Source organism: Arthrobacter sp. MYb227, from assembly GCF_002975435.1.
In the GTDB taxonomy this organism is placed as follows: Bacteria; Actinomycetota; Actinomycetes; order Actinomycetales; family Micrococcaceae; genus Paeniglutamicibacter.
This window is the reverse complement of the sequence record NZ_PCPT01000003.1, coordinates 296,133-318,050: the sequence shown is the minus strand read 5'-3', so window position 1 is coordinate 318,050 and position 21,918 is coordinate 296,133. Positions and strand designations below refer to the sequence as shown.

Here is a 21,918-nt window from a genome sequence, read left to right as displayed (position 1 = left end):
GTAGGACTGTTACGTAACAAAACCCTCAGGTATGTCGTCACAAACCAAATCTAGTAGATTGCGCACCTAGTTCCTGGTGGGTTTCCAGCTGAGATCGCATGGTTTTAGCAATTAGGCGCGCGACCAGCCCCTCACCTGATTCCCACAGTGCCTCATTGCGCTCCCCCGAGGTAGCATCTGTGCCCAGCCCGGAGGTCAAGTACCCGCCCCAATCCCAGTGAAACCTGCGCGCCAACAATTCCAAGTTCCTACGATTACGCAACTGCACCGCGCTCGGGCGCGCAGGAAAGCTGCCCATGACTAATGCACCGGCAGGAAACCCACGAGTCGTTACCGCTTCCAAGGTGAGGGCCGTATGATTTAGCGTTCCCAAATCCGGCCTAGTGACCAGCAGAACCCTGGCTTGGCAGGCGAGAGCCAAATCGGCAATGGTTTCACCGACCTCGGTTAACTCCACCAGCAACCCACCTGCACCCTCGATAATCACCGCATCATAGTCCCGCGCTAAGGACTCGATATGACGTAAGTGTGTGTCAAGAGTTGGTAGTTGCGCTGCCAAGATGGCTCCACCTTCTTCTTGCGCCGCATCGATTGGCGCCATCGGATGTTTCAAGCGGATTCCCTCAAAAACACCAAGAGGCTGTGGGTCGCCCAACCAACTAGCAATCTGCTGCACATCCCCATGTTCTTTACCAGTTACTCCGGTCTGCGTGGGTTTGTAGATGGCAACACGCTGATTATGTTTCAAGAGTCCGGCGGCAAGCACCGCTGCTACAACACTTTTTCCGACGTCGGTGTCTGTACCGGTAATGACCCAGATCATCGGGGTTCACCAACGTAGACCGATTTTCCTTCGTGGCCCGTGGCGCGGGTGCGCACCTCATGGGGCGCTTGGAAGGACAGTAGGTGGTTCCAGCGTGGATCTCGGTCTACCAGTTCGATGCCCGGCAGTGCCCTCGCGGTGGCCTTGAGTACCAGCTCGGTTTCCATGCGGGCCAACCCAGCACCCAAACAACGGTGAATCCCAAATCCGAAGGCCAGGGAATCATCAAAAGCAGACCCCTGAATTCCACCCGAGAGCCGGAGCACCAGCTCTTCTCCTGAACCGAAAGGCTCGCCATTCACCACCACATCCGTGGCGGTAATACGGCGCCACGTGGGTACCGAGGACGCGGTGGCCAGCACTTGCTTCACCACCTTACCTGCGGTGCGCTCGTCGGTTTCCGGGTCTGCGCAAGGTTCCCAGTGTCCATCACGCAGAGCACTAAAAAGCGCGCTTTGAATCAGCATGGTGGTGGTTTCTTGTCCCGCAATGGCCAAGAAATATCCCAACGAGATGATCTTGGGTTTTTCGATTCCCGCTTCATGCAGCGCTGCATAGAGGTTACCGTCGTTGCGTTGCACCGATTTGTTGACTGCTTTAACCAGCCAGCTAAAGAATTCGGCGGCGCTTGCCGCCAGCACCAATTGTCTGGGCTCATCGGGCCAACCCCAAAAAAGTTCAAGCGAGTCTTGACTCCAGCGTTTGAGTAGATCAGTGGGTGGGACCGGGATCCCGGTAAGGTTGTGCATGATTTCGGCAGGAATGATTGCCGCGATCGTCTCGGCCAGATCCACGTTTTCGCCGGCCAGGTAGGCACCACGGAGCGGTTCACAAAGTTCAGCCACCCGACGCAAGATCACTTCTTGCTGTCCACGGACCTTGCCCGGACTAAAAAATCCTGCAACAACGCGCCGCACCCGCATATGGGCAGCCCCGGTGGCACTGGCCAAGACCGGGGGTAAGGCAAAACGTGCGGCTGCCAAGATCCGTAAGGCGGCGGGGCTCAGGGTAACTGCGGTGCTCAGCGCATTGGCCGGAGTGAAGTCGGTGGCCTTGGCCAAGATCTGCCGCACCAGCGCGGTGTCTTCAATGCTGCGATAACGCTGGTTAATGGCCCTCGGGTAGGCGGCGGTGAGCGGGCCGGCAAGCGGGGCGCTAGCCACGGCAGGTGCCGTGGCAAAGGGGCAGTTCATGATTCTACTTCCACAATAGTTTGGGCGATGGTGCGCATAGCAGCTACCACTTCCTCTGGCGAATGTTGGGCATGTGCGCTCATGCGTAACCGCGATATTCCATCGGGCACGCTCGGGGGCCTGAAACATGCCACGGCAATGCCCCGAGCTCGTAGTTGTGCGCTGACCCGCAACGCCTTTTCGGGACTGTGCATGCGTAGGGACTGGACAGCTCCGGCACCGGGCTCAATCCGGTTTAGCAATGACTCGTATTCGGCTAAGCCGGCGCACATGAGTCGCGCATTTTCATGGAGTCTAGCGATCCGTTCCGGGCTCGCCAGGTCTAGTGCCGCGTGTGCAGCGGCGGCGGCCGGCGGTGCCAGAGCCGTATCAAAGAGGAAGGTGCGGGCGGTATTGGCTAGGTGATTTCGTAATAGCGAGGCGCGCGCACCGCCAAACAGTACCGCGCCACCCTGGGAGCCAAGGGATTTAGACAGCGTTGCGGTGATAATCACCGAGGAGTCTTTTGCCAATCCGGCGGCGCGCGTTGCCGAACCACGGTGGGTCGCACCGAACGAATGGGCCTCATCGATGACCAACTGGGCCCCATAGTCGGCACATGTCTGGGCAAATTCTCGTAGCGGAGCAGAGTCTCCTAGCACCGAATAAATCGATTCGATCACCACCACCACGCGCGGCTTGAAGTCATCCGACGTCAAATTTTCGTCCAGGAGACGTTTAAGATCCGGCACGGAATTGTGCGCGCTGATTTTCACTTGGGCACCGGAAATCCTGGCCCCATCGATCAAACTTGCATGAGCATGCGCGTCAAGAATCATCAGGCTGCCGGGCCCGCCCAGGGCGCCTAGAATGCCAAGGTTTGCTGTGTATCCGCTGGAAAATACCAGTGCTTGATCCCTGTCGGTGTAGGAACAGAGGGCTTCTTCAAGATCTCGGTGTACCGGCATGGTCCCGGTAGCCACGCGGGAGGCTGCTGCCCCGGCTCCATAGATACCGGCGGCCGTCGCCGCGGCGTCCTGCACCAGTGGGTGCCGGCTCAGCCCCAAGTAGTCGTTGGAAGCAAGGTCAAAGAGCGCGGTGCGTGAGGTGTCGTTGCGTTCTAGGTTACGGGATACCCGTACCGCGGCACGGGAGCTAAACCACCGTTCCCAGGCACCTGGCTTTGGGGCGGTATGTGTTGCGACCTCCGAAGATCTCACGTCCGGTAGCCGCTTTGCGGTTTTTGGGTTAGCCATGGATCTGCCTCACCGCCTCCACTAATGCAGTACCCAGCGTAGCTATATCTGCTTCGGTGCATTCGTAGGGCGGCATTACATAGACCAGATTCCTAAAGGGACGCACCCAGGCACCATGCTGCACCGCTACACGCGTCACCTCATCCACCAATACTTTCTCGTGTAATTGGATGACTCCTACCCCGCCCAGCACGCGTATTTCACGCACCTGAGGCATGGCGGCCGCGGGCGCCAAGGCGGTGCGTAACCGCCGCTGCAGCGCAGCAACCTTGATGTTCCAGGATGCCGCGTCATCGCGTGGATCGTTTCCGCCACTAAGTAGCTCAAGTGAGGCGATGGCCACCGCGCAGGCCAGCGGGTTACCCATGAAAGTGGGCCCATGTAACAGCACCGCGGCACCGGTTTCGCTCCCAGAGCTCAGGCCACGGACCACCAGCGGGCTGCAGAGCATAGCGGCCAATGAGATATAACCCCCGGTCAGAGCCTTGCCCACACACATGATGTCCGGGGTAATCTGTGCCCATTCAACGGCAAAAAGCTTTCCGGTGCGACCAAATCCGGTGGCTATCTCATCGGCAATTAACAACATGCCGTGCTCTGTGGCAAGTTCGCGCAGGATACGCAGAACCCGCGGTGGATACATGTGCATCCCTCCGGCGCCTTGCAGAATGGGTTCGCAAATAATTCCGGCAAGCTCTTGTGCGTGCTGCGCGCTAATCCTGCGGGCCGCGCTTTCCCATTGCGCTAACTGCTCATGGTCATAATCCCAGAAACCGGCCTCGGTGTAACGTGCGGGAGGCGGTTTGGGTAGGAATACCTGTTCGGTGCCCCATGGTTTAAACGTCGCGTGCATGCCGTCCTCGGGATCGCACACCGCCATGGTGGCGAAGGTGTCCCCGTGGTAGCCACCGCGTAATGCCAGGAACTTTTGCCGCTGACCCTGCCCACGAGCTCCTTGATACTGCAAGGTGAGCTTCAGAGCCACCTCGACGCTAATGGATCCCGAGTCGGCAAGAAATACATGGCTCAGGTCTCCCGGAGCCATGGCCACCAGTCTTTCGGCCAGCTCTATGGCGGGGGCGGTGCGTGAGCCCACCAAACATCACATGACTGAAGTTTTCGATTTGCGCGTGTGCCGCGGCATCGAGTTGCGGGTGTCGGTAGCCGTGAACCGCCGACCACCACGAGGCCATGCCATCGATGACCTCATGCGTGGTGCCCTGAGAATCTTTAAGCAAAAGCTTGGTTCCTTGGGCACTCGTTACCGCGTAGCGTGCCCCCTCCTGCAGGCTCGCGTAGGGATGCCAGAGTAATCCGGCATCGCGTTGGAGTAAATCAGGGGTGCCGGTGCTCATGAGTTGGGACTTTCGTCGGTTCCGGCACCCCGGCGGCGCAGCACCGGTTCGCTGGCAATTGGACCACAGCCGGAGGCTGAACTGCTGCATCCGCTGGCACAGGCGCTAGCACAGCCGGAAGCTGCTGGCCCCGGAGCTTGGGTGGGCGTGGGGTGTAGTCGTGCGGCAAGTTCGGCCGGATCAACGCCTTCCTGGCCGAGCACCACGTATCCTGCGTCGGCAATCATTTCTAGGTCACGGCGGGCGTCTTGGCCTTCGGAGGTCAGGTAGTCGCCCAAGAACAGGGAGTTGGCCACAGCCAGTGCTGTGGACTGCAGCGATCGCAGGTGCATTTCCCGTCCCCCGGCCATGCGGAGCTCGGTGGCTGGGGCGGCCAGACGGACCAGCACCAAGATGCGCAGGCAGGCCATGGGCGTGAGCTTCCAAGTTCCCGCCAACGGAGTGCCATCAAATGGCATGAGGAAGTTTACCGGGATTGAATCAACCTCTAGGTCACGTAGTGCAAAGACTGCTTCAACCAATTGCTCGTTATTTTCCCCCATGCCCACTATCAGCCCCGAGCAGGGTGAGAGTCCGGCCTCTTTGGCGTGCCCCACGGTGTTAACGCGATCCGCGAAGCTGTGGGTCGAGCAGATTTCCGGGTAGAGGGATTTTGCGGTGTTGAGGTTGTGGTTGTAGGCATCGGCCCCGGCGGACTTAAGCCGAGAGGCTTGCCCCTCTTTGAGGATTCCGAGGCAAGCGCATACCTCAATCTGTGGGTGCTCTTCCTTGAGCTGGCTGACCATGGTGGCCACGCGGTCAACGTCTCTGTCGCTGGGCCCCTTGCCGGAGGCAACCATGCAGACGCGTGATGCTCCGCCGGTGATTCCGAGTCCAGCTTGGCGCACAGCTTCGGCGGGCTTGAGCCAGGTGTATTTGAGGATCTCGGCCTCGGAGCCCAAGCGTTGTGAGCAGTAGGTGCAGTCCTCTGGGCACAGTCCAGATTTGAGGTTGACCAAGTAGTTGACCTTGACAGTGTTTCCAAAATGCTTGCGCCGTAGTTCGCCGGCGGCTGCAACGAGTTCAAGGGTCCGGGCATCGGTGGTAGCCAGCACCTGCAGTGCTTCGGATTCGGTGAGCCGATGACCCGCAGCAATGAGTGCAACGAGTGCTCGTGGGTTTTCCACACTGGATTCTGCGCTTTCTATGCGTGCTTCGTGTTCTTCGGTAAGCCCCAATGACATGGCTACGCCTTCCTAGATGTCGGTGATTTGAAGAGAGCTCGTGGAGGTGCGCGTTTGCCGCCAATCTCACAAAGCATCAGTATTGAACGGTGTTCAAGTTTTCTTTGAACTCACCATACACCCAGATCACCCACAACTTGAACAGTGTTCAGCTCGGTGATATTCAACGACTATCACGCCACTGAAGAACCATAGCCCCCAGTTAACCGGCAAAGAAGCACCCCTAAACGCACAAAGGAGCGTGCGCGGATCATATGAACCCCTTACACGCCCCACGCTTTAGCCGACTGCCGCACGCGCCTCTTCAAGGCGCGTGCGGCAGTCGCAAAATCTTAGCTCAGAAGTAATCTGCCGATTCCATAGGCGGCACAGGCCCACAAGACACTGCTAAACGTTCCTAAAATGAACTGCTCGGCCGCCGCGTGCTGTTTCAATTCCGCAAAGCGGCCCAACCCCTTGACCGCCAAGACCACAGCCAACCCTTCGGGCCAGGACGCCCACAGCGTGGAAGCAATGGCAATACGCTCCAAGATGCCAATCCACATGCCACCGCGGAGCAGACTTTCTTCCGCCGTGCCGACGGAACGATTCGCACCACGGGAGGGGCGGCGAGCTGCGAGTGCGAAAACCACTTCTGTCACCGGACCACCGCCAAGCGCCGCAACCAAGACACTGAGCACCACCACGAAACCTTGGTGCAGGAAACTCGGCTCAATTTCGGCCGGTGAGATTACTGTAAAAATTGCAGCTAGCGCCAAGAGGGCTGCAAGCATGGTGCCAGCGACCGGAACTCCAAACCATGTTGTGGATCCCGTTTTGAGAAAATACCTAGGCGTCGCCATTACTGGTATGAGCAATAGCATCGCTATTGAGTACACAAACATTTATTTGTTACCCTCCACGATTCGCGAATATTCCTCAAGGGCTTGGGCCGCATACGTGGCTAATTTCTCAGTTTCGTGCCACAGCCCCGAAGCCAACCGCTGCGATACTGCCTGCTGCGATATTCCGAGCTTCACGGCAATCTCATACTGAGTCATTCCTTCTACCACGAGCCTGCCAGCTTCCGCCGACGATTCGGATCGCCGTGATTCAAGAATCGAAATCAGCTGCAACTCGGCCTCAATCCTCCCGGCCTCATTACCGGGGCCAGATACGGCAATGGCCCCACCAGATTTTTTCGCTCGGTCTACGGCATCACGAGCATTTTCAAAGGCAAGCCCACGTCCCGCGCGGGTCTGCTCGGGCAAGGGAGATTCAACCGCGCCTATGCCAATACCCACACTCCAATCCCCTGTTGCGGCGACGGCAAGAGCAATCCGCGCGGCAGTTACTCCGTCGCCCAACACACCCTGAACCTCATCCCCCGCGGTTCGCTCAAATCCACGCATCACACGATAGCTCCGACTAAGCCATTGCAATAAGGATTCAACCTTGTCCGGATTGGTGCGGGATTTTCGTTGGTCTATCGTCATCACGATCATGACACAAGCCTATGTAGTTGTTTTCCATTACACAAGGTATGTGACTTGTTTTTATAAATACAAGGTTAGAGCCTTGTTGCTTGGAGCTGAGGTCAAACTTCTAGAAGATATCTGACGTACTGCGCCGATCTCCCGATAACGTCCATTCCAAGCATGATCCGAAAAACGGTCATGGCCACCAAGCCTAACGCTCGATGACCACAACCGATGAAACATTATTAAATTAGTAGCGATCTAGTCGCCTAGTCGATCTCCAACCAGCCGGCAGCAAGATCATTTCTAATCTCGCTCAAGGTTGCCGGGATTGCCTTGGTCTGGGCGATGATCGGGAAAAAGTTCCCGTCGCCGGCCCACCGCGGCACCACATGCTGATGCAAGTGCGCGGCAATACCTGCTCCCCCGGTGACACCTTGGTTCATGCCAAGGTTGAAACCCGTGGCACGCGAGACATGACGCAAAACGCGCATTGACTTCTGTGCCAAGGCTCCCATCTCAGCAGTTTCTTCCTCGGTAATGTCGGTGTAATCCGGCACATGACGATACGGACACACCAAAATATGGCCCGGGTTGTAAGGAAAAAGATTCAAAATCACGTAGGCGGTCTTACCCCGATGCAGGATCAAAGACTCTTCATCGGTACGGGTAGGCCCCACACAAAATGGGCAACTTTCCTCGCCCTTGACCTGGTCTTGGCCACCCTTGATATAGGCCATCCGGTAAGGAGTCCACAGGCGCTGGAACGAATCCGGAACACCGGCGAGTTCAAATTCGTCGGTAATCGAATCATCTTGCGGATACTGCATGCCCATGGACTCCTTGTTCGGTGGCTTAGCTATACAGCGCGTGGTTAGTTGCTGTTATCGCGGGTCTTGATGGCGGTGAGGATGCGTTCCACGGCCTCGTCGACCGGGACCTGGTTGTCCTGGCTACCATCACGGAAACGGAAGGAAACAGCATTTGCATCAGCGTCCTCGCCACCGGCAATAAGCACAAATGGAATCTTGTCCTTCGAGGCGGTACGAATCTTCTTCGGGAAGCGATCCGAGGAGTCCTCGAGTTCCACACGAACACCCTGAGCCTTGAGCTTGGCGACAACCTCACCGAGGTAATCGTTGAAGGCTTCGGCAACCGGGATAGCACGGACCTGGACGGGGGAAAGCCATGCCGGGAAGGCACCTGCATAGTGCTCGGTGAGCACGCCCAGGAAGCGTTCGATCGAGCCGAACTTCGCCGCGTGAATCATCACCGGTTCCTGGCGGGTTCCATCCGCAGCCTGGTATTCAAGTCCGAAGCGTGCAGGCTGGTTGAAGTCGTACTGCACGGTGCCCATCTGCCAGGTACGGCCGATCGCATCCTTGGCCTGAACGGAGATCTTCGGACCGTAGTATGCGGCACCGCCCGGGTCTGCAACCAAATCGACACCGGATTCGGTGGCAACCTTCTCCAACACCGCGGTGGCTTCTTCCCACTGCTCCGCCGAGCCAATGAACTTATCACTGTCATCGCGGGTGGAGAGTTCTAGGTAGAAGTCGTTGAGTCCAAAGTCCTTCAACAGCGAAAGCATAAAGTCCAGCAGGTGCTTGACCTCGCCCGGAGCCTGTTCCTTGGTGACGTAGGAGTGCGAATCGTCCTGGGCAAAACCACGCACGCGGGTCAGGCCGTGAACAACGCCGGATTTCTCGTAGCGGTACACGTGACCGAATTCGAACAGGCGCAGCGGCAGCTCGCGGTAGGAACGTCCACGACCACGGAAGATCAGGTTGTGCATCGGGCAGTTCATGGCCTTCAGGCGGTATTCCTGGCCCGGCTTGGTGATATTGCCGTCTTCGTCGCGTTCCTCATCGATATGAAGCGGCGGGAACATGGTATCGGCATAGTACGGCAGGTGACCGGAGGTGTGGAAAAGCCCATCCTTGGAGATGTGCGGGGTTCCAACGTACTGGAAACCTTCTTCGATATGGCGATCGCGAACGTAGTCTTCCATCTCACGCTTGATCACACCACCCTTGGGGTGGAAGATCGGCAGACCGGAACCCAGCTCGTCAGGGAAGGAAAACAGGTCCAACTCGACGCCGAGCTTGCGGTGATCGCGGCGCTCGGCCTCGGCAATACGCTCCTGGTAAGCCTTCAGCGCTTCCTTGGTAGGCCAAGCGGTACCGTAGATGCGCTGCAGCTGCTTGTTCTTTTCGCTACCCAACCAGTAAGCGGCAGAGGTACGGGTCAGAGCAAAAGCATTGGAGATCAGCTTGGTGTTGGCCAGGTGCGGACCACGGCACAGATCGCACCAGATAACTTCACCGCTCTTACGATCAACGTTGTCGTAGATGGTGATTTCGCCGGCGCCAACTTCTACGTTTACGCCTTCACCGGCAGAATCTGCGGTGCTTGCCTTGTTCAGCAGCTCAAGTTTGTACGGCTCGTTGGCCATGGCAATCTTGGCTTCGTCTTCGGTCACGACGCGGCGGGCGAACTTCTGGTTCTGGTTGACGATCTTGAGCATCATCTTCTCGAGGGTCTTCAGATCCTCGGGAGTGAATGGCTCGGCAACATCGAAGTCGAAATAGAAACCATCGGTGATGTACGGGCCGATGCCAAGCTTGGCATCGGGGCGCAACTGCTGCACGGCCTGGGCCATGACGTGTGCGGTGGAGTGACGGAGCACCTCGAGGCCTGCGGGCGAGTCGATGGTGACACGTTCGACGGCGGTTCCCGCTTCAAGTGGGTGGGACAGATCGCGCAGCACGCCATCAACGTGCATCACCACGACCTCGCGTTCATCGAAGTACAGCTCGGCACCGGTAGTGCCGGCATTCACCTCGCGTGCTTCCCCATCGACGGTCAGTGTAATTTGCTCAAGCACTACGGCTCCTCGTTTCGTCTACGGCTTCAGGGTTTGTGGCGTACGGTGGCCACAACCAGCCAACATCCAGCTTAACCGACACCCTGCGCTACCAAGCAATTCGCATGCTCATGTCATCGGTTCCATGTACCGCCAATCAGGCAGGTGGGATAGCATTTTCGGTTTTTCCTCACGTTCGAAGATCTTTGTGCAAAGTGATTTCATGAGTATTTGAGGTCTTTTTCATCAATAATCTAAGTAGCAACACGGGTAACAGCACCCACCACTTCGAATTTCATGGGATGAGGAGCAGGGTCAAAACCAAGTTTTACTGGACGAGCTACCTACCGATTTTTTCGGCACTTCTTCTGCCTCACGTCAGGAAATCTTCCTCACACAGCAAGAAGGCATCTCCTTATCCATAGTTGCGTACCTAAGACCTTGGATAAGAAACACGGCTTCTTGATGAAAGAACGTTTTTATGCGCCACTAGTCGTGGGGATGCGCTTGGAACCTCATTCGAGTTTCATGCTCCTACTCTGTTGATTAACAGCAACCGGTACTAGCATCTAGTCATGGAACCCCGTGTGAATCTCAGCAAGTCCGATCCTGCTGCATACGCTGCGCTGTTGGCCATGAACAAGGCCGCCAGCGAGGCCGCCGAGCGGGCAGGAATCGACCCCAAGCTCTGCGAGCTGCTCAAGGTGCGCGCCTCGCAGCTCAACGGCTGCACATACTGCCTGCGCATGCATACACGCGATGCCCTGAAACTCGGTGAAACGACCGACCGCCTCGCCTTGGTGACGGCCTGGGCAGACTCCGAATACTTCACCGCTGTGGAGCGCGCCGCGTTGGCCCTGTGCGAATCGATCACTATGGTTTCCGTTGACCACGTCCCGCACGGGGTCTACACCATGGCTCGGGCGGTGCTCTCCGACGAACAGATCTCTGCTGTTGCCTGGCTCAGTGCTGCAATCAACATGTTTAATCGCATCGCGATCACCTCGCGTTATCCGGTTAAGCCTTGATCGGTCCCCTGTGTTTGTAAATAGGTGATGACCGCCAGAACCCTGCGATGATCCGCCGGTGTTACTGGTAAATCGAGCTTAGATAGGATGTTTCCGACGTGTGTTTCAACTGTGCGTTCGGTGAGCCACAAACGTTGGGCAATCCCCAGATTGGTGCGTCCCTCCGCCATAAACGCAAGTACTTCATGTTCACGGGGAGTGAGCAGTTCCAAGGCTCGCTGGGTACGCGCGGCCCCGATCAGTTCAAGCACCAGTTCTGGGTCTAGCGCTGTGCCACCTTCACGGATGTGGTTCAGCGTGCCCAAAAATTCGTTGACATCAAGTACCCGATCTTTGAGCTGATAAGCAAAATAACCACCGGGTACCAAGCGTGCGGTGTGAGTCGTTTCAATGCGTTGGGATAGCAGCACAATCCCCAACCGAGGAAACTCCCGGCGTAACTCAAGTGCTGCCCGTGCCCCATCATCGGTCATCTCAGGTGGCATTCGAACATCACAAATCAGCACATCGGGAACGAGCTTTCTGGTTTCTCTCACTGCTTCTTGGGCATCACCGACGGCGGCTACGATTTGGTGCCCGGCATCCGTCAATAAATTTGCGAGCCCTTCACGGAACAGCGCAGAATCTTCGGCAATCACCAAGCGCATGGGAGCACCGCCTCGATCAGGGTGCCAGCACTTTTGCTACTTCGCACCTTCAGTGAGCCTCCCAGTGCATCGACTCTGTCGCTCAGGCCGGAGAGTCCCCCACCCGGGGTGTGTTTGGCTCCGCCACAGCCATCGTCGCTCACTTGTAATTGAACTGCTTCGTCTCGTCTTGCCAGCTGAACAATGATGTGTTCGGCGCCAGAATGCTTAATTGCGTTGTGTACTGCTTCCGAGGCAACGAAGTAGGCAGTGGCCCCCACAAGTTCCGGAAGACGGGCAAAAGATCCTTCGATCTGTACCGACACCGGCGTCGGTGATCTGCCGCTAAGTTGCCGCAGTGCTGCTTCAAGCCCTTCGTCCAGTGCGCTGGGACGAATCCCGTGGGCGATCTGCCTCAATTCGGCAACCGCCGTCCCGATTTCTGCAACAGCACTATCAAGTTGTTTCGCAATCTCACCTCCGGTTGCTGGCAGCTGGCGTTGCATGAGTCTAAGCTTCATTCCCAATGCGACCAGGCGCTGTTGAGCACCGTCGTGCAAGTCCCGTTCCAGGCGTTTGCGTTCATGGTGAGAGGCAAGCACTAGGCGTGCGCGGCTCGCTTCAATTTCGGCAAGTGCAATGGAAAGTTCCATGTGCTGCCTGCCCATTTCAACCAGCAACGCCATCGCTTCCAGGCTTTCTTTATTAAATACCCGTCCGCGTCCGAGACCTGGCACCACTATGCCTATAGCTCTCTGGGCCAAGAAGACCTTAACTCCGTCGCCCGCCGCCACGGAGTTCCCGCGTGGATCTCGAAACCCACTGCCAACGGAAGCGGCGTATCCGATTTTTAATGTGGGATCGCTGGTAGCGGTACGAAGAGTATTTTCCAGATCTGTGGGTTGAGCGTCGTTGGAGTAGACCTTGTTTTCAAAAATTCTCAGTGAATCGATGAGCTGTTCGTGTTCGGCATAGACGATGCGGCCAATCAATCGTTGGAGTCGTGGCCTCAGCGCTGAAAGTATCAAGGATCCGAAGGCGGTACAGGCAACCAGTACGGTAAAGCTCGATTCCGTTGTACTCCCGGGCAAACGCAGAACTACCACCGCAAGCAGTATGACAAGGGCAAGGTTCACGAATACACCCAAAGCTACAACCAACACACGGCCAGCATCATAAAGATCCTCGCGAAGTATCGCTACCGAAATAGTTGCGGGAATGAATAGATACATGGCAACAAGGCCAATTACCACAATTGATTCGTTGCCGAAAACAAGGTATCCGGCCCAGCACAGGAGCAAAGTGGCTGGCACACTCAAGCCAGCAAGCACTAACCAACGAATCTGGTTCCTGATTATGGGATCGACGTGTCTGAATCGCCGCACCAGATGCACCACACTGAAAACCAACATTGCTAGGAACACCGGTAGGAGTAACACTGCCACAAGTTCTGTCCCCGGCACAGGTTCTAAGACACGGTGCTGTTCCTGAAATGAATCCGTATAGGGCATCGGACTCAAAGCAACCAGAACCGCAAAAAGTACCACCACCAAACAAAGCCCTTGCCCCAACCTCCGCGCAGTTTTATCCGCAAAACGGCCTTCAGGGAAAACTAAAAGCATCAGTGCCCATGGCAAATAGAGCAGCATCCACGCTCCCTGCATGAATGCGATCAATAGACTGCTAATTGGGAGCTGCGTAGATTCGCGTGCCGCGGCAAGATATGTGTCGCTGCAACCAACGGCAAATATCAGTAGCCCGGCGGCACTTAGCAGTGCTCCAACTCCTTGCTGCGGGAGTCTTCTGGTGATCAGGTATCCAAGAATCAGGGAAGGTAAGGACATGATGATGCATACTAAAAACCAGCCACGCGCGAAGCCGTCCACTCCCGTGTTCAATGCCCAGATGGCTATTGCCAGCAACACCATCACTGGCAGAAACACTGCATTTGATACGACACGGGCCCAACCCATGTCAACAGCTTAAACCCGGATCGATGCCCATGCTCTACGTGCCAGCACTGATTATTCTTGGGTATTCACCACGATTCTTCTTCTCTTCTCGAGGCACATCCTGATGTTGTTGGCGGGATCATCCGATACCGCCGGAGACAGGAAGGAAAAGTCATGACACGCATGAATGATGTGCGCAGCGAAACTCCGCCACTGGTGGCGGGACGGGATATGCGTACCTTCTGGCGGGTTACCGCCGCTGCGGTAATCACTCTTGGCCCGTTTGGCATCCTCATGATTCGGGCCATCATGCCGTATTGGACCACAGATTCTCCGGATGCAATCGTTTCCCAATCGCTTGCGAATCAGGGAACCTTGGACCTTATGGTGTGGTCCGGAATCGTCTTTGCTCCGATGCTATTACTCAGTGTCCTCGCCATCTCCTATGTAGCTAGGCGAGGCTCACCGTTGTTGGCAATGCTCGGTGGTGGGCTTGGCTTTGTTGGGTGGAGCATGGGTGCAACCACCGTGAACATGGACTATTTGGTCTCTCAACTTGGTGCCAGCGGGTTTGATCATCAGAGCATTACGGATATTGGTGATGCTCTGCAGAACAGTACATTTGCCGCAGTGGGTGGGATCATTTGGCTCATCGGACATATCGTGGGCATGATCCTCACGGGTATCGCGTTGGGCCGGGCTAAAATCCTGAACTGGTGGGTTGCAGGTGCCCTGATGGTTTCCCAACCGTTCCATTTCATTGCCGCCGTGGTTGTGCCTAGCCGGTTACTCGATGTCACCATGGGGTGGGGTCTAACCACAGTTGCGAGCGTCTTCGTAAGCATCGCACTTCTCAAGATGAGCAATGACGAATGGGATTTGGGGCCATTTCACCACCAAAAAGCTCTTCACCAATAGTTATTGATGTGGGCTCCCCACATGCCTCCTATTTAGGTTAGGCATGCGAGGAGTCCCCCCTCTTTGGTTTTTCGAGAACCCCTTGGCGCTAGTGCCAAGGGGTTCGTTTTCAAGGGGAGACCTCATGACAAACGCTTTCTCTGCGGGCGCGTCGCCGTCCAACACTCCACGTTTCACTCATTGAACGACGCGTTCCGAGCTGCCTCAGAAAAAATTTAGTAATTCTTCTGAGGCAGCCGATCTCACTGAGCATCTTTTAGTCGACCCAAGAAAGCGAGAGTTTAAGACCCAGCACGCTGAGTACCGCAAGTACAGAAACCAGTGACGGGTTCCCTCTCTGCGTTTCCATTGATCGAACCGTACGTTCAGATACTTGGGCCAGTTCGGCTAGCTGCATTTGAGTCAGCCCAATTTTCTTACGCCTAGTTCGAATGCTGGTGGCCAGCGTTGCACCGTTTTTCATCCACTTATCCCTCTATACGGCAGTATCCTGCCGACTTGTAACTTGTAGCATGCCCCACCAAGGTGCCTATCGGCAAGATATTGCCGAAACACACCTTGCTTTAGAGGGACTCATGCTCGAGCAAAGCCCTACCGGCAATATATAGCCGATGGGTTTCAGAGAGAATCAGTGTTTGTGAATCAGCCATTGGGCCGCTGAGGGATGTATTGCACCGCCCACTTGTTCCCATCAGGATCGGCAAAGTACACGAAACTCCCCCAGTCCAAAACCTCGACGTCACTGACTTCCACACCGTTGGCCTTCAGCTGGTCGTGGGCCGCTTGGATGTCGCTGACAACCATTTGCATGCTAGGAGCAGTTCCCGGTTCGGCTTCGGTAAGCCCTTCCCCAATGCAGATCGAGCAGGCCGACCCAGGCGGAGTCAGTTGAACAAAACGGATTGAATCGCTGGGCCGTTCGTCAAAGTCGGCATTGAAGCCAGCCTTGTTCACATAGAAATCTTTGGCACGATCCACATCGGACACGGGGACAAATACTAGTTCTAGTTTCCAGTCCATGGGGTTCACGCTAGACCCGCGCCCAGAGCCGTGTAAAGAGTTCCGAAACTATCGATTTACCTCCGATGGGTGTTCACGTCCTGCTAGCCGTGAACACCCATCGGAGGAGAACTGCTGAGGTAGCTCTCGTGCTACTCGGGCATCAAATCCCGGGCACGGAACCGCCAGAAACCAGATATCGCCAAAAGCACCGCAATGATTGATAGCACGATGATGGGCAGCAAGACAAAGTCTTCGGCCGGAAGCCGAGGAACCGCCCCAAAGGGTGTGAGCTTAATGACGTCATCGGACAATGAGAAAAGCCCACCGAACATTGCTGCCATCAGCGACAAACCGTAAATAATCCATGTCAGCCCCGTGCTCAGGCGTGGGGCAAAACCTTGCAGGAAGAGCAATACCCCAAGCACCAGCAGGACCGCCGGCCAATAGGCAAAGCTGGCAGCCATCATGGATCCTCCGGTAGCAGCGCCTTGTGAGGAGACACCGGTGAGGTATCCACCGAGCAGCAGCATCACTACCGACCCCAGCGCTGCAACCAACACGTGGGCCCCGAGCCAGTTAAAGCGTGAAAGGGAACCAGCGAGTTGGGTTTCCAGCCGTCCGCTTTCCTCCTCGCTGCGCGCAGCGGCTAGGCATTGGATGGCGAAGGCCCCGGCGAGCAGTCCATTGAAGAGAACAAAGATTCCCATCACGCCATCGAGCATGCTGTGTCCGCTACCCACAAATGACTTGGCAAATGGATTACTGGGATCGAGCACGGCAGTCATGGCCTTCGCGACACCGCCAAAGAACAGCCCGGCGATGACGGCCCCAACCAGCCAACCAATCAATGATGATCGCTGCAAGCGCAGCACCAAGCCCAGCGGATGAGAAATGAATCTTGATGATGTTGCCGGTCCCTTGCGCTCTGCCAAGATCCCTGCGCCAAGATCCCTGCGACTTTCAAGGCGCAAGGCCAGCATGCAGCCAAGCACCGCCAAACCCAAGAGGGCCAGCAGGGGAAGCCAATTATTTTCCCCAAAGGAACGCATATTCTGCGCCCACCCAATGGGTGAATACCAGCTCAACGCGCTAGGCGTGGTGCTAGTTGCCTGTAGATCTGCACCAGCCCTGAGAAAGTAGAAGAGCGCAATGATCGCAACTCCCAAGGAGTTTGCTCCCCTACTGGTGGTGGCAAGCTGATTGCAGATGGCAGATATTCCCACAAAGGCAATCCCGATACCGGCAATCGAGGCGCCCATCACCCAAGAGCCACTGGTAGGCAGGGCCAGCGAGAGGCAAAGCAGGGAAATCAGTAGCCCGGTGACCACGCTCAGCGTTCCAGCCACCAGATAGTTGGCCACCGAATAGGCATGCCGACCCAGAGCCGCGGAACGCAGTAGCTCGGTTCGTCCGGCCTCCTCATCGGCGCGACCATTGCGTGTGACCAAGAAAATCGAGGCAAAGCCCAAAGCCACTGCCAAGGTCATCCAAATTTTGATGACCAAGATTCCGCCCAAGGAGCCGGCCGCATAGGGCAGCCCGGTCATTGCTGCTACCGCTGGTGTGTTGGCAACCTGTGAGTAGGCGTCTCGGGCGGCCTGAGTGGGAAATGCTTGCTGTTGGGAGTCATAGACCACCGGAATCATCACCGCCAACACCGCTGCCCATATGGTTAGGCGCAACCAATTGCGATGCATGATGAACCGTACAGCGGTTCCAAGTCCGGCCAAGGTTCCTGCCGAACTCCGCTGCATCGGTAACAAGTGGCCTTGAATTGTTGTGGCACTCATCGTGCACCGGCCGGGTGGATATGGTGGGTGTGGTGCCCACTCTTGGACATTGGTGATTCGGTCGGCAGACCACCGTAGTGACGCAGGAAAAGATCTTCGAGCGATGGTGGTGCGGAAACCAAGGAACGCGGCGAGTATTCTGCAAGTGCCCGTAGCACCTGGGCAAGGTCTTCGGAGCCCACGGTAAAGGTTGCCTTAGATCCCTCAAATACCAGGTCACTAACCCCCGGAACCGAGGCCAGTGCCGAGGCGTCCCCGTCAAGTACTGCCGAAACTGTGGTGCGATGTAGATGACGTAGTTCGTCCAAACGCCCGGCTTCCACCGCAACGCCTTCACGAATAATGGTGACGGTGTCACAGAGCTTCTCAACCTCGGCGAAGATGTGGCTGGAGAGCAGCACGGACCGGCCCTGCTCCTTGACCTCACGGATACAGGAGGTAAAAACCTGTTCCATCAGTGGGTCAAGGCCGGAGGTTGGTTCATCGAGCAGCAACAGCTCCGCGTCGGAGGCAAGCGCCGCAACCAAGGCAACCTTTTGACGGTTTCCCTTCGAATAGCTGCGGGCCTTCTTGGTGGGGTCAAGATCAAAGCGTTCAAGTAGTTCATCACGCTTTGCACTGTTCACTCCCCCACGCAGCGCTGAAAGAATGCCGATGGCTTGCCCTCCGGTGAGATTAGGCCACAGGGCTACCTCTCCGGGAACGTAGGCGATGCGGCGGTGTAGGGCGACCGCGTCATCCCATGGATCGCCGCCAAGCATTTTGACGGTTCCCGAATCCGCGCGCAACAAGCCGAGCAAGATACGGATCGTTGTTGACTTGCCCGATCCATTAGGACCGAGAAAGCCTGCCACCTGACCGGTTTCCACCTCTAGATCCAAACCAGCCAGGGCCGCGGTGTTTCCGAAGTTCTTGTGCAACTCGGTGACCGAAATGGCCTGGGTGTTGGTGGACATGGTGTTCTCCTTACCGTTTCATGGTTTCTCCCGCGAGGCCCGCGGGCGGGTTTTTAGTTGTAGCCATATAGGCCACATATTCATCGAGGTACTCGTGGGTGGTGAAGAGACCCTCGGTATATAGCTCGAGTGTTGGAAGCATGGATTCGGCGTAGAAACGATCCCTGACGGCCCCGAAGTCATCAAGTGGTACTTCCTGTCCCAGCGCGAAGCTCACCACTAACAGACCTAGAGCCTGTTGAACGAGGAACCGGGTTCGGGCTTCCTCATCGCGGCTGGGTACCACCAGACCACGAGCCACCGCCTCGCGAGAGAATACGGTGGCCTCACGGATCATGTTTTCAACGAATTCTCGACCAGCCGTGCCGCCTTCACGCACCGAGCGCAGAATGTAGACGATCAGGATGCCACCCTCACGGGAAGCAGGAAGTTGGGCGAAGAGTTGTTGTGGTGCCGCTGCCAGACTTTCGGTTTTTAGGTTCTTATAGCGTTCGAGCACCGTTGCATCGCATTCGGCGCGTAGTGCTTCTTTGGAGCCAAAGTGGTGACGTACCAATCCCGCGCTGACTCCGGCACGTGTTGCTATGGCACGCAGGGATTCGGCGAATCCGTGAGCGGCAAAGCTTTCAATGGCGGCGTCCCGTAGCCGGGCGCGTCCGGTAAGATCCTCCCGCGCTGTACTCATGTATAGGACGCTACTCGCGTGTATAGCCATGGGCAATAGGTCAAAAGTCCCGAATTTTCGTGGGCTCACGGCAGGGGGCTCAACGCGAGGAGAAACCTTCCTAAATTTCCAATGGGAACACCGCGTTTTCTTGCTCGGGTGCTAACGAGTCGGGGTTTTTCTGGCTGATCGGATTTTGCGGATGATCCACAAAACTAGCTGATGTATCCCTGCCCCAAAAGCCGCGTTCACGGCACCCAGAAGCACAGCACCCAAGATGAGCCCCCAACTAAAGGTTTCGTCATTTGCGATGACGCTCATGGCTCCAATCGCAAAGCCCCAGAACAACCCGCCGCCGATGATTGCAGCTATCCACCAGCGGCCAAAGAGAATCCCGAGCACGATCATTGTAGGAATCATCGATGCAACGCCCCGCTCCCAGAGTGGCCCTTAGATACTTTCAGTATCGCACCAGCGGGGAGCACCACCTATGGATATTTGCACGTCACACCACATCCGCTGAAGTGGACTTGGATACCTGCGTTTACTACGTTGACGCACTTGCACACCATGGTGCGTCTGGGGCCAGCAACAGATTCCGGTTCCTCAGTACCTTGCGCGCCTGAGCCAGAGCTCAGAAAATTCGTATCCAGGTTAGATGCACTCATGGGCTAAAGTCCTGTTTCTTACCTGGCCGAACGTCCAATGCTTCCATCTTTGGCAGTGGCTTTGGTGCTCGCACGGTTTGGATGGCTGCCTGGGCCGGGTGCAACAGAGATGATTTTTTGATCTTCACGCTTCATCTGTGTTCGAGGCGAACTGCCACGCGAGGATACTTCGCCCAGGCTCTGCCACTGGTCATCATATGGATTGACCGTTACGCCTCGTGGGCCCTTGCACCGCGGCCTCCGAATAAGCATCTGCGGAGCCAAGACATGAGCCTCGAAATTCCGTTCTCCAGCTCAATCGTCAAATAGTGCACCCACAACATGTTCATAGCTACCTCCACTGATCCATTTCAAACATGCAACATTCTTCGTGAGTGACGGCTGAGATTTGCACCCTTAAGTCAACCGATTGGGTAGAAGATACTTCACTTTAACGTATCTGAAAGAAACAACTCCACGAGACAAATTTTGATTCGAGAACGTCGTACCACTGAATGGGATCGGTCCCCATGATGCCCAGGGCGTACCACTAGTGTCCTAGTCATTTGTCGTTCATCTACGAGAGGGAGATCTTGCATGTCCGACGCAAAAATTACACAAATCTCAGCCAAAGACATCGACGCCTGGGATTTTGAAGTCGACGTCGTGGTGGCCGGCTACGGGATCGCCGGAGTGAGCGCCGCGATTGAAGCTGCGCGGGCAGGCGCTGAGGTGCTAGTGCTCGAGCGTTCGGCTGGATCGGGAGGAGCCGCGTCGATGTCCGGCGGGTTCATTTACCTCGGTGGTGGCACACCGTTACAAAAAGCTCTGGGTTTCCACGACACCACGGAAAACATGAAGGCCTTTATGAAAGCGGCGCTCGGTCCCGGAACCGACGAACAGAAGATCGAGGTCTACTGCGATGAAAGCGTGGATCATTACAACTGGCTTGTCGACGCTGGTGTTACTTTCAAAGAATCCTATTGGGATCAGCCCGGCTGGGAGCCCCCATATGACGACGGGCTAATGTACTCTGGTGGCGAAAACGCGGCACCGTTTAGCTCTTCAATTCCTCCTGCACCGCGAGGTCATGTGCCTCAGATGTCGGAAAAGAAAACCGGCGAGCAAGGTGGGGGCTATATGCTCATGAAGCCCTTGGTCGAGACCGCCGAAAAGTTGGGCGTCCACGCAGAATACGATATCCGCGTTCAAAGCCTCATCATTGATGCCGAAGGCCGGGTCGTGGGCGTCGCATCCAAGCGATATGGCAAGGACGTGTACGTTAAGGCACGTAGGGGCGTGGTTCTAGCCATGGGTAGCTTCGCCTACAACGAAGAGATGGTGCGTGCGAATGCTCCTCGAATCCTAGGACGCCCAGCAGCATCGATTGAGGCACACGACGGCAAAGCCATTCAAATGGCTCAGTCACTAGGTGCGGAAACCGCTCACATGGATGCAACCGAGGTCGCATTCTTCTGCGATCCACAATTATTGGTGCGTGGAGTTCTCATTAATGCTCGCGGGCAACGCTACATTACCGAGGACACCTACGCCGGACGAATCGGTCAGGCTACGTTATTTCATCAAGATAATCAGGCTTTCCTGATCATCGATGAAGCAGCATTCGAAGAAGCATCCAAGAGTGAATCTTCGACCCCGGAATTACTATTGCAACCGACATGGGTTGGAGAGACAGTCGAAGATTTGGAATCTGAAATTGGGCTTCCGGCCGGAACTTTACAATCCACCGTCGATTTGTATAATCGCTACGCCGCCGAAGGCTCGGACCCGCTACTGGGCAAGAATCCTCGGTGGGTCAAGCCGTTAGGAACTCCCATCGCGGCCATTGACCTGCGTGGCCGTACCGGTGGCTTCACCCTTGGCGGGTTGAGGACGGATACCGACTCCCGAGTGTTACATGTTTCTGGCAAGCCCATTCCAGGCCTATTTGCCGCGGGACGTTGCACTTCGGGCGTATGTGCCGGAGGCTACGCCAGTGGAACGAGCCTAGGTGATGGCAGCTTCTTCGGCCGTCGTGCAGGCATTAGCGCAGCGCGGGAGAACAATGACGTGCTGGTATCCGTAGCAGTACAACGCAATAGCAACTAGATCTGGCCTGCGATTCAGGTTCGGTGGTCACGCCTACCGATATGACCACCGAACCTGAAACCAATATTTTCCCC

At 56.3% G+C, this 21,918-nt stretch carries 21 protein-coding genes; 3 read left to right on the top strand and 18 right to left on the bottom strand.

What is annotated here, in order from left to right; all coding sequences use genetic code 11:
• Window positions 1–37: 37 nt before the first annotated feature.
• The 10 genes from bioD to thrS form a co-directional block, all read right to left on the bottom strand.
• Window positions 38–823 (bottom strand): dethiobiotin synthase, encoded by a 786-nt coding sequence (gene bioD, locus CQ018_RS09030; protein WP_105549655.1) that lies wholly within the window; start codon window positions 821–823, stop codon window positions 38–40.
• Window positions 820–2,016, bottom strand: a complete 1,197-nt coding sequence (locus CQ018_RS09025; RefSeq protein ID WP_181149815.1) for a cytochrome P450 — start codon at window positions 2,014–2,016, stop codon at window positions 820–822. The genes bioD and CQ018_RS09025 overlap by 4 nt, the downstream gene beginning before the upstream one ends.
• Window positions 2,013–3,251: an aminotransferase class I/II-fold pyridoxal phosphate-dependent enzyme gene (locus CQ018_RS09020; protein WP_105549654.1), complete on the bottom strand. Its 1,239-nt coding sequence runs from the start codon at window positions 3,249–3,251 to the stop codon at window positions 2,013–2,015. The genes CQ018_RS09025 and CQ018_RS09020 overlap by 4 nt, the downstream gene beginning before the upstream one ends.
• Entirely contained in the window at window positions 3,244–4,296 is a 1,053-nt protein-coding gene (locus tag CQ018_RS09015; protein WP_308729087.1) for an aminotransferase class III-fold pyridoxal phosphate-dependent enzyme, read from the bottom strand. Before CQ018_RS09015 ends, CQ018_RS09020 begins: the two co-directional genes overlap by 8 nt.
• Window positions 4,244–4,606 (bottom strand): aminotransferase class III-fold pyridoxal phosphate-dependent enzyme, encoded by a 363-nt coding sequence (locus CQ018_RS20695; protein WP_308729085.1) that lies wholly within the window; start codon window positions 4,604–4,606, stop codon window positions 4,244–4,246. The genes CQ018_RS09015 and CQ018_RS20695 overlap by 53 nt, the downstream gene beginning before the upstream one ends.
• The gene (bioB, locus tag CQ018_RS09010; RefSeq protein WP_105549653.1) at window positions 4,603–5,829 is read right to left on the bottom strand and encodes a biotin synthase BioB; all 1,227 of its coding nucleotides are present in this window, start codon (window positions 5,827–5,829) and stop codon (window positions 4,603–4,605) included. Before bioB ends, CQ018_RS20695 begins: the two co-directional genes overlap by 4 nt.
• A 332-nt stretch (window positions 5,830–6,161) precedes the next feature.
• Entirely contained in the window at window positions 6,162–6,602 is a 441-nt protein-coding gene (locus tag CQ018_RS20065; RefSeq protein ID WP_181149814.1) for a hypothetical protein, read from the bottom strand.
• A 111-nt stretch (window positions 6,603–6,713) separates the two neighbouring features.
• Window positions 6,714–7,313, bottom strand: a complete 600-nt coding sequence (locus CQ018_RS09000) for a hypothetical protein (RefSeq protein ID WP_105549652.1) — start codon at window positions 7,311–7,313, stop codon at window positions 6,714–6,716.
• A gap of 242 nt (window positions 7,314–7,555) precedes the next feature.
• Window positions 7,556–8,122, bottom strand: a complete 567-nt coding sequence (locus CQ018_RS08995) for an HIT domain-containing protein (RefSeq protein WP_105549651.1) — start codon at window positions 8,120–8,122, stop codon at window positions 7,556–7,558.
• A gap of 38 nt (window positions 8,123–8,160) precedes the next feature.
• Window positions 8,161–10,173 carry a threonine--tRNA ligase gene (gene thrS / locus CQ018_RS08990; protein ID WP_105549650.1) on the bottom strand — a complete coding sequence of 671 codons (2,013 nt, stop codon included), beginning with the start codon at window positions 10,171–10,173 and terminating at the stop codon, window positions 8,161–8,163.
• 554 nt (window positions 10,174–10,727) lie between these two features.
• Between thrS and CQ018_RS08985 the strand changes: the two genes are divergently transcribed.
• Window positions 10,728–11,180, top strand: a complete 453-nt coding sequence (locus CQ018_RS08985) for a carboxymuconolactone decarboxylase family protein (RefSeq protein WP_105549649.1) — start codon at window positions 10,728–10,730, stop codon at window positions 11,178–11,180.
• Here CQ018_RS08985 and CQ018_RS08980 read toward each other — a convergent pair.
• Window positions 11,162–11,827 carry a response regulator transcription factor gene (locus CQ018_RS08980; RefSeq protein ID WP_105549648.1) on the bottom strand — a complete coding sequence of 222 codons (666 nt, stop codon included), beginning with the start codon at window positions 11,825–11,827 and terminating at the stop codon, window positions 11,162–11,164. The two genes, CQ018_RS08985 and CQ018_RS08980, sit on opposite strands and share 19 nt — an antisense overlap.
• Window positions 11,815–13,779 carry a sensor histidine kinase gene (locus CQ018_RS08975; RefSeq protein ID WP_105549647.1) on the bottom strand — a complete coding sequence of 655 codons (1,965 nt, stop codon included), beginning with the start codon at window positions 13,777–13,779 and terminating at the stop codon, window positions 11,815–11,817. The genes CQ018_RS08980 and CQ018_RS08975 overlap by 13 nt, the downstream gene beginning before the upstream one ends.
• A gap of 153 nt (window positions 13,780–13,932) precedes the next feature.
• Between CQ018_RS08975 and CQ018_RS08970 the strand changes: the two genes are divergently transcribed.
• The gene (locus tag CQ018_RS08970; RefSeq protein ID WP_105549646.1) at window positions 13,933–14,676 is read left to right on the top strand and encodes a hypothetical protein; all 744 of its coding nucleotides are present in this window, start codon (window positions 13,933–13,935) and stop codon (window positions 14,674–14,676) included.
• Window positions 14,677–14,932: 256 nt separating this feature from the next.
• Here the strand turns inward: CQ018_RS08970 and CQ018_RS08965 are convergent, their stop codons facing one another.
• The 6 genes from CQ018_RS08965 to CQ018_RS08940 form a co-directional block, all read right to left on the bottom strand.
• Window positions 14,933–15,139 carry a helix-turn-helix domain-containing protein gene (locus CQ018_RS08965; RefSeq protein ID WP_105549645.1) on the bottom strand — a complete coding sequence of 69 codons (207 nt, stop codon included), beginning with the start codon at window positions 15,137–15,139 and terminating at the stop codon, window positions 14,933–14,935.
• Window positions 15,140–15,318: 179 nt separating this feature from the next.
• The gene (locus CQ018_RS08960; RefSeq protein ID WP_105549644.1) at window positions 15,319–15,696 is read right to left on the bottom strand and encodes a VOC family protein; all 378 of its coding nucleotides are present in this window, start codon (window positions 15,694–15,696) and stop codon (window positions 15,319–15,321) included.
• Window positions 15,697–15,827: 131 nt separating this feature from the next.
• Entirely contained in the window at window positions 15,828–17,432 is a 1,605-nt protein-coding gene (locus tag CQ018_RS08955; protein WP_105549643.1) for an ABC transporter permease, read from the bottom strand.
• A 32-nt stretch (window positions 17,433–17,464) separates the two neighbouring features.
• Window positions 17,465–18,424, bottom strand: a complete 960-nt coding sequence (locus CQ018_RS08950) for an ABC transporter ATP-binding protein (RefSeq protein ID WP_105549642.1) — start codon at window positions 18,422–18,424, stop codon at window positions 17,465–17,467.
• A 10-nt stretch (window positions 18,425–18,434) separates the two neighbouring features.
• On the bottom strand, window positions 18,435–19,109 hold the full coding sequence (locus tag CQ018_RS08945; RefSeq protein WP_105549641.1) for a TetR/AcrR family transcriptional regulator: 675 nt from the start codon (window positions 19,107–19,109) through the stop codon (window positions 18,435–18,437).
• 141 nt (window positions 19,110–19,250) lie between these two features.
• Window positions 19,251–19,508 (bottom strand): hypothetical protein, encoded by a 258-nt coding sequence (locus tag CQ018_RS08940; protein ID WP_146111865.1) that lies wholly within the window; start codon window positions 19,506–19,508, stop codon window positions 19,251–19,253.
• A gap of 824 nt (window positions 19,509–20,332) precedes the next feature.
• On the opposite strand from CQ018_RS08940, the gene CQ018_RS08935 reads away from it, so the two are divergent.
• A complete protein-coding gene (locus CQ018_RS08935; RefSeq protein WP_105549639.1) occupies window positions 20,333–21,844 on the top strand; it encodes an FAD-dependent oxidoreductase in 1,512 nt (503 codons plus the stop codon).
• Window positions 21,845–21,918: the final 74 nt, after the last annotated feature.

Bases quoted from the DNA above. Each gene is read 5' to 3' on its own strand.
- bioD (WP_105549655.1), bottom strand. From the start codon at position 823: ATGATCTGGGTCATTACCGGTACAGACACCGACGTCGGAAAAAGTGTT.
- CQ018_RS09025 (WP_181149815.1), bottom strand. From the start codon at position 2,016: ATGAACTGCCCCTTTGCCACGGCACCTGCCGTGGCTAGCGCCCCGCTT.
- CQ018_RS09020 (WP_105549654.1), bottom strand. From the start codon at position 3,251: ATGGCTAACCCAAAAACCGCAAAGCGGCTACCGGACGTGAGATCTTCG.
- CQ018_RS09015 (WP_308729087.1), bottom strand. From the start codon at position 4,296: ATGGCTCCGGGAGACCTGAGCCATGTATTTCTTGCCGACTCGGGATCC.
- CQ018_RS20695 (WP_308729085.1), bottom strand. From the start codon at position 4,606: ATGAGCACCGGCACCCCTGATTTACTCCAACGCGATGCCGGATTACTC.
- bioB (WP_105549653.1), bottom strand. From the start codon at position 5,829: ATGTCATTGGGGCTTACCGAAGAACACGAAGCACGCATAGAAAGCGCA.
- CQ018_RS20065 (WP_181149814.1), bottom strand. From the start codon at position 6,602: ATGCTTGCAGCCCTCTTGGCGCTAGCTGCAATTTTTACAGTAATCTCA.
- CQ018_RS09000 (WP_105549652.1), bottom strand. From the start codon at position 7,313: ATGATCGTGATGACGATAGACCAACGAAAATCCCGCACCAATCCGGAC.
- CQ018_RS08995 (WP_105549651.1), bottom strand. From the start codon at position 8,122: ATGGGCATGCAGTATCCGCAAGATGATTCGATTACCGACGAATTTGAA.
- CQ018_RS08985 (WP_105549649.1), top strand. From the start codon at position 10,728: ATGGAACCCCGTGTGAATCTCAGCAAGTCCGATCCTGCTGCATACGCT.
- CQ018_RS08980 (WP_105549648.1), bottom strand. From the start codon at position 11,827: ATGCGCTTGGTGATTGCCGAAGATTCTGCGCTGTTCCGTGAAGGGCTC.
- CQ018_RS08975 (WP_105549647.1), bottom strand. From the start codon at position 13,779: ATGGGTTGGGCCCGTGTCGTATCAAATGCAGTGTTTCTGCCAGTGATG.
- CQ018_RS08970 (WP_105549646.1), top strand. From the start codon at position 13,933: ATGACACGCATGAATGATGTGCGCAGCGAAACTCCGCCACTGGTGGCG.
- CQ018_RS08965 (WP_105549645.1), bottom strand. From the start codon at position 15,139: ATGAAAAACGGTGCAACGCTGGCCACCAGCATTCGAACTAGGCGTAAG.
- CQ018_RS08960 (WP_105549644.1), bottom strand. From the start codon at position 15,696: ATGGACTGGAAACTAGAACTAGTATTTGTCCCCGTGTCCGATGTGGAT.
- CQ018_RS08955 (WP_105549643.1), bottom strand. From the start codon at position 17,432: ATGCAGCGGAGTTCGGCAGGAACCTTGGCCGGACTTGGAACCGCTGTA.
- CQ018_RS08950 (WP_105549642.1), bottom strand. From the start codon at position 18,424: ATGTCCACCAACACCCAGGCCATTTCGGTCACCGAGTTGCACAAGAAC.
- CQ018_RS08945 (WP_105549641.1), bottom strand. From the start codon at position 19,109: ATGAGTACAGCGCGGGAGGATCTTACCGGACGCGCCCGGCTACGGGAC.
- CQ018_RS08940 (WP_146111865.1), bottom strand. From the start codon at position 19,508: ATGATTCCTACAATGATCGTGCTCGGGATTCTCTTTGGCCGCTGGTGG.
- CQ018_RS08935 (WP_105549639.1), top strand. From the start codon at position 20,333: ATGTCCGACGCAAAAATTACACAAATCTCAGCCAAAGACATCGACGCC.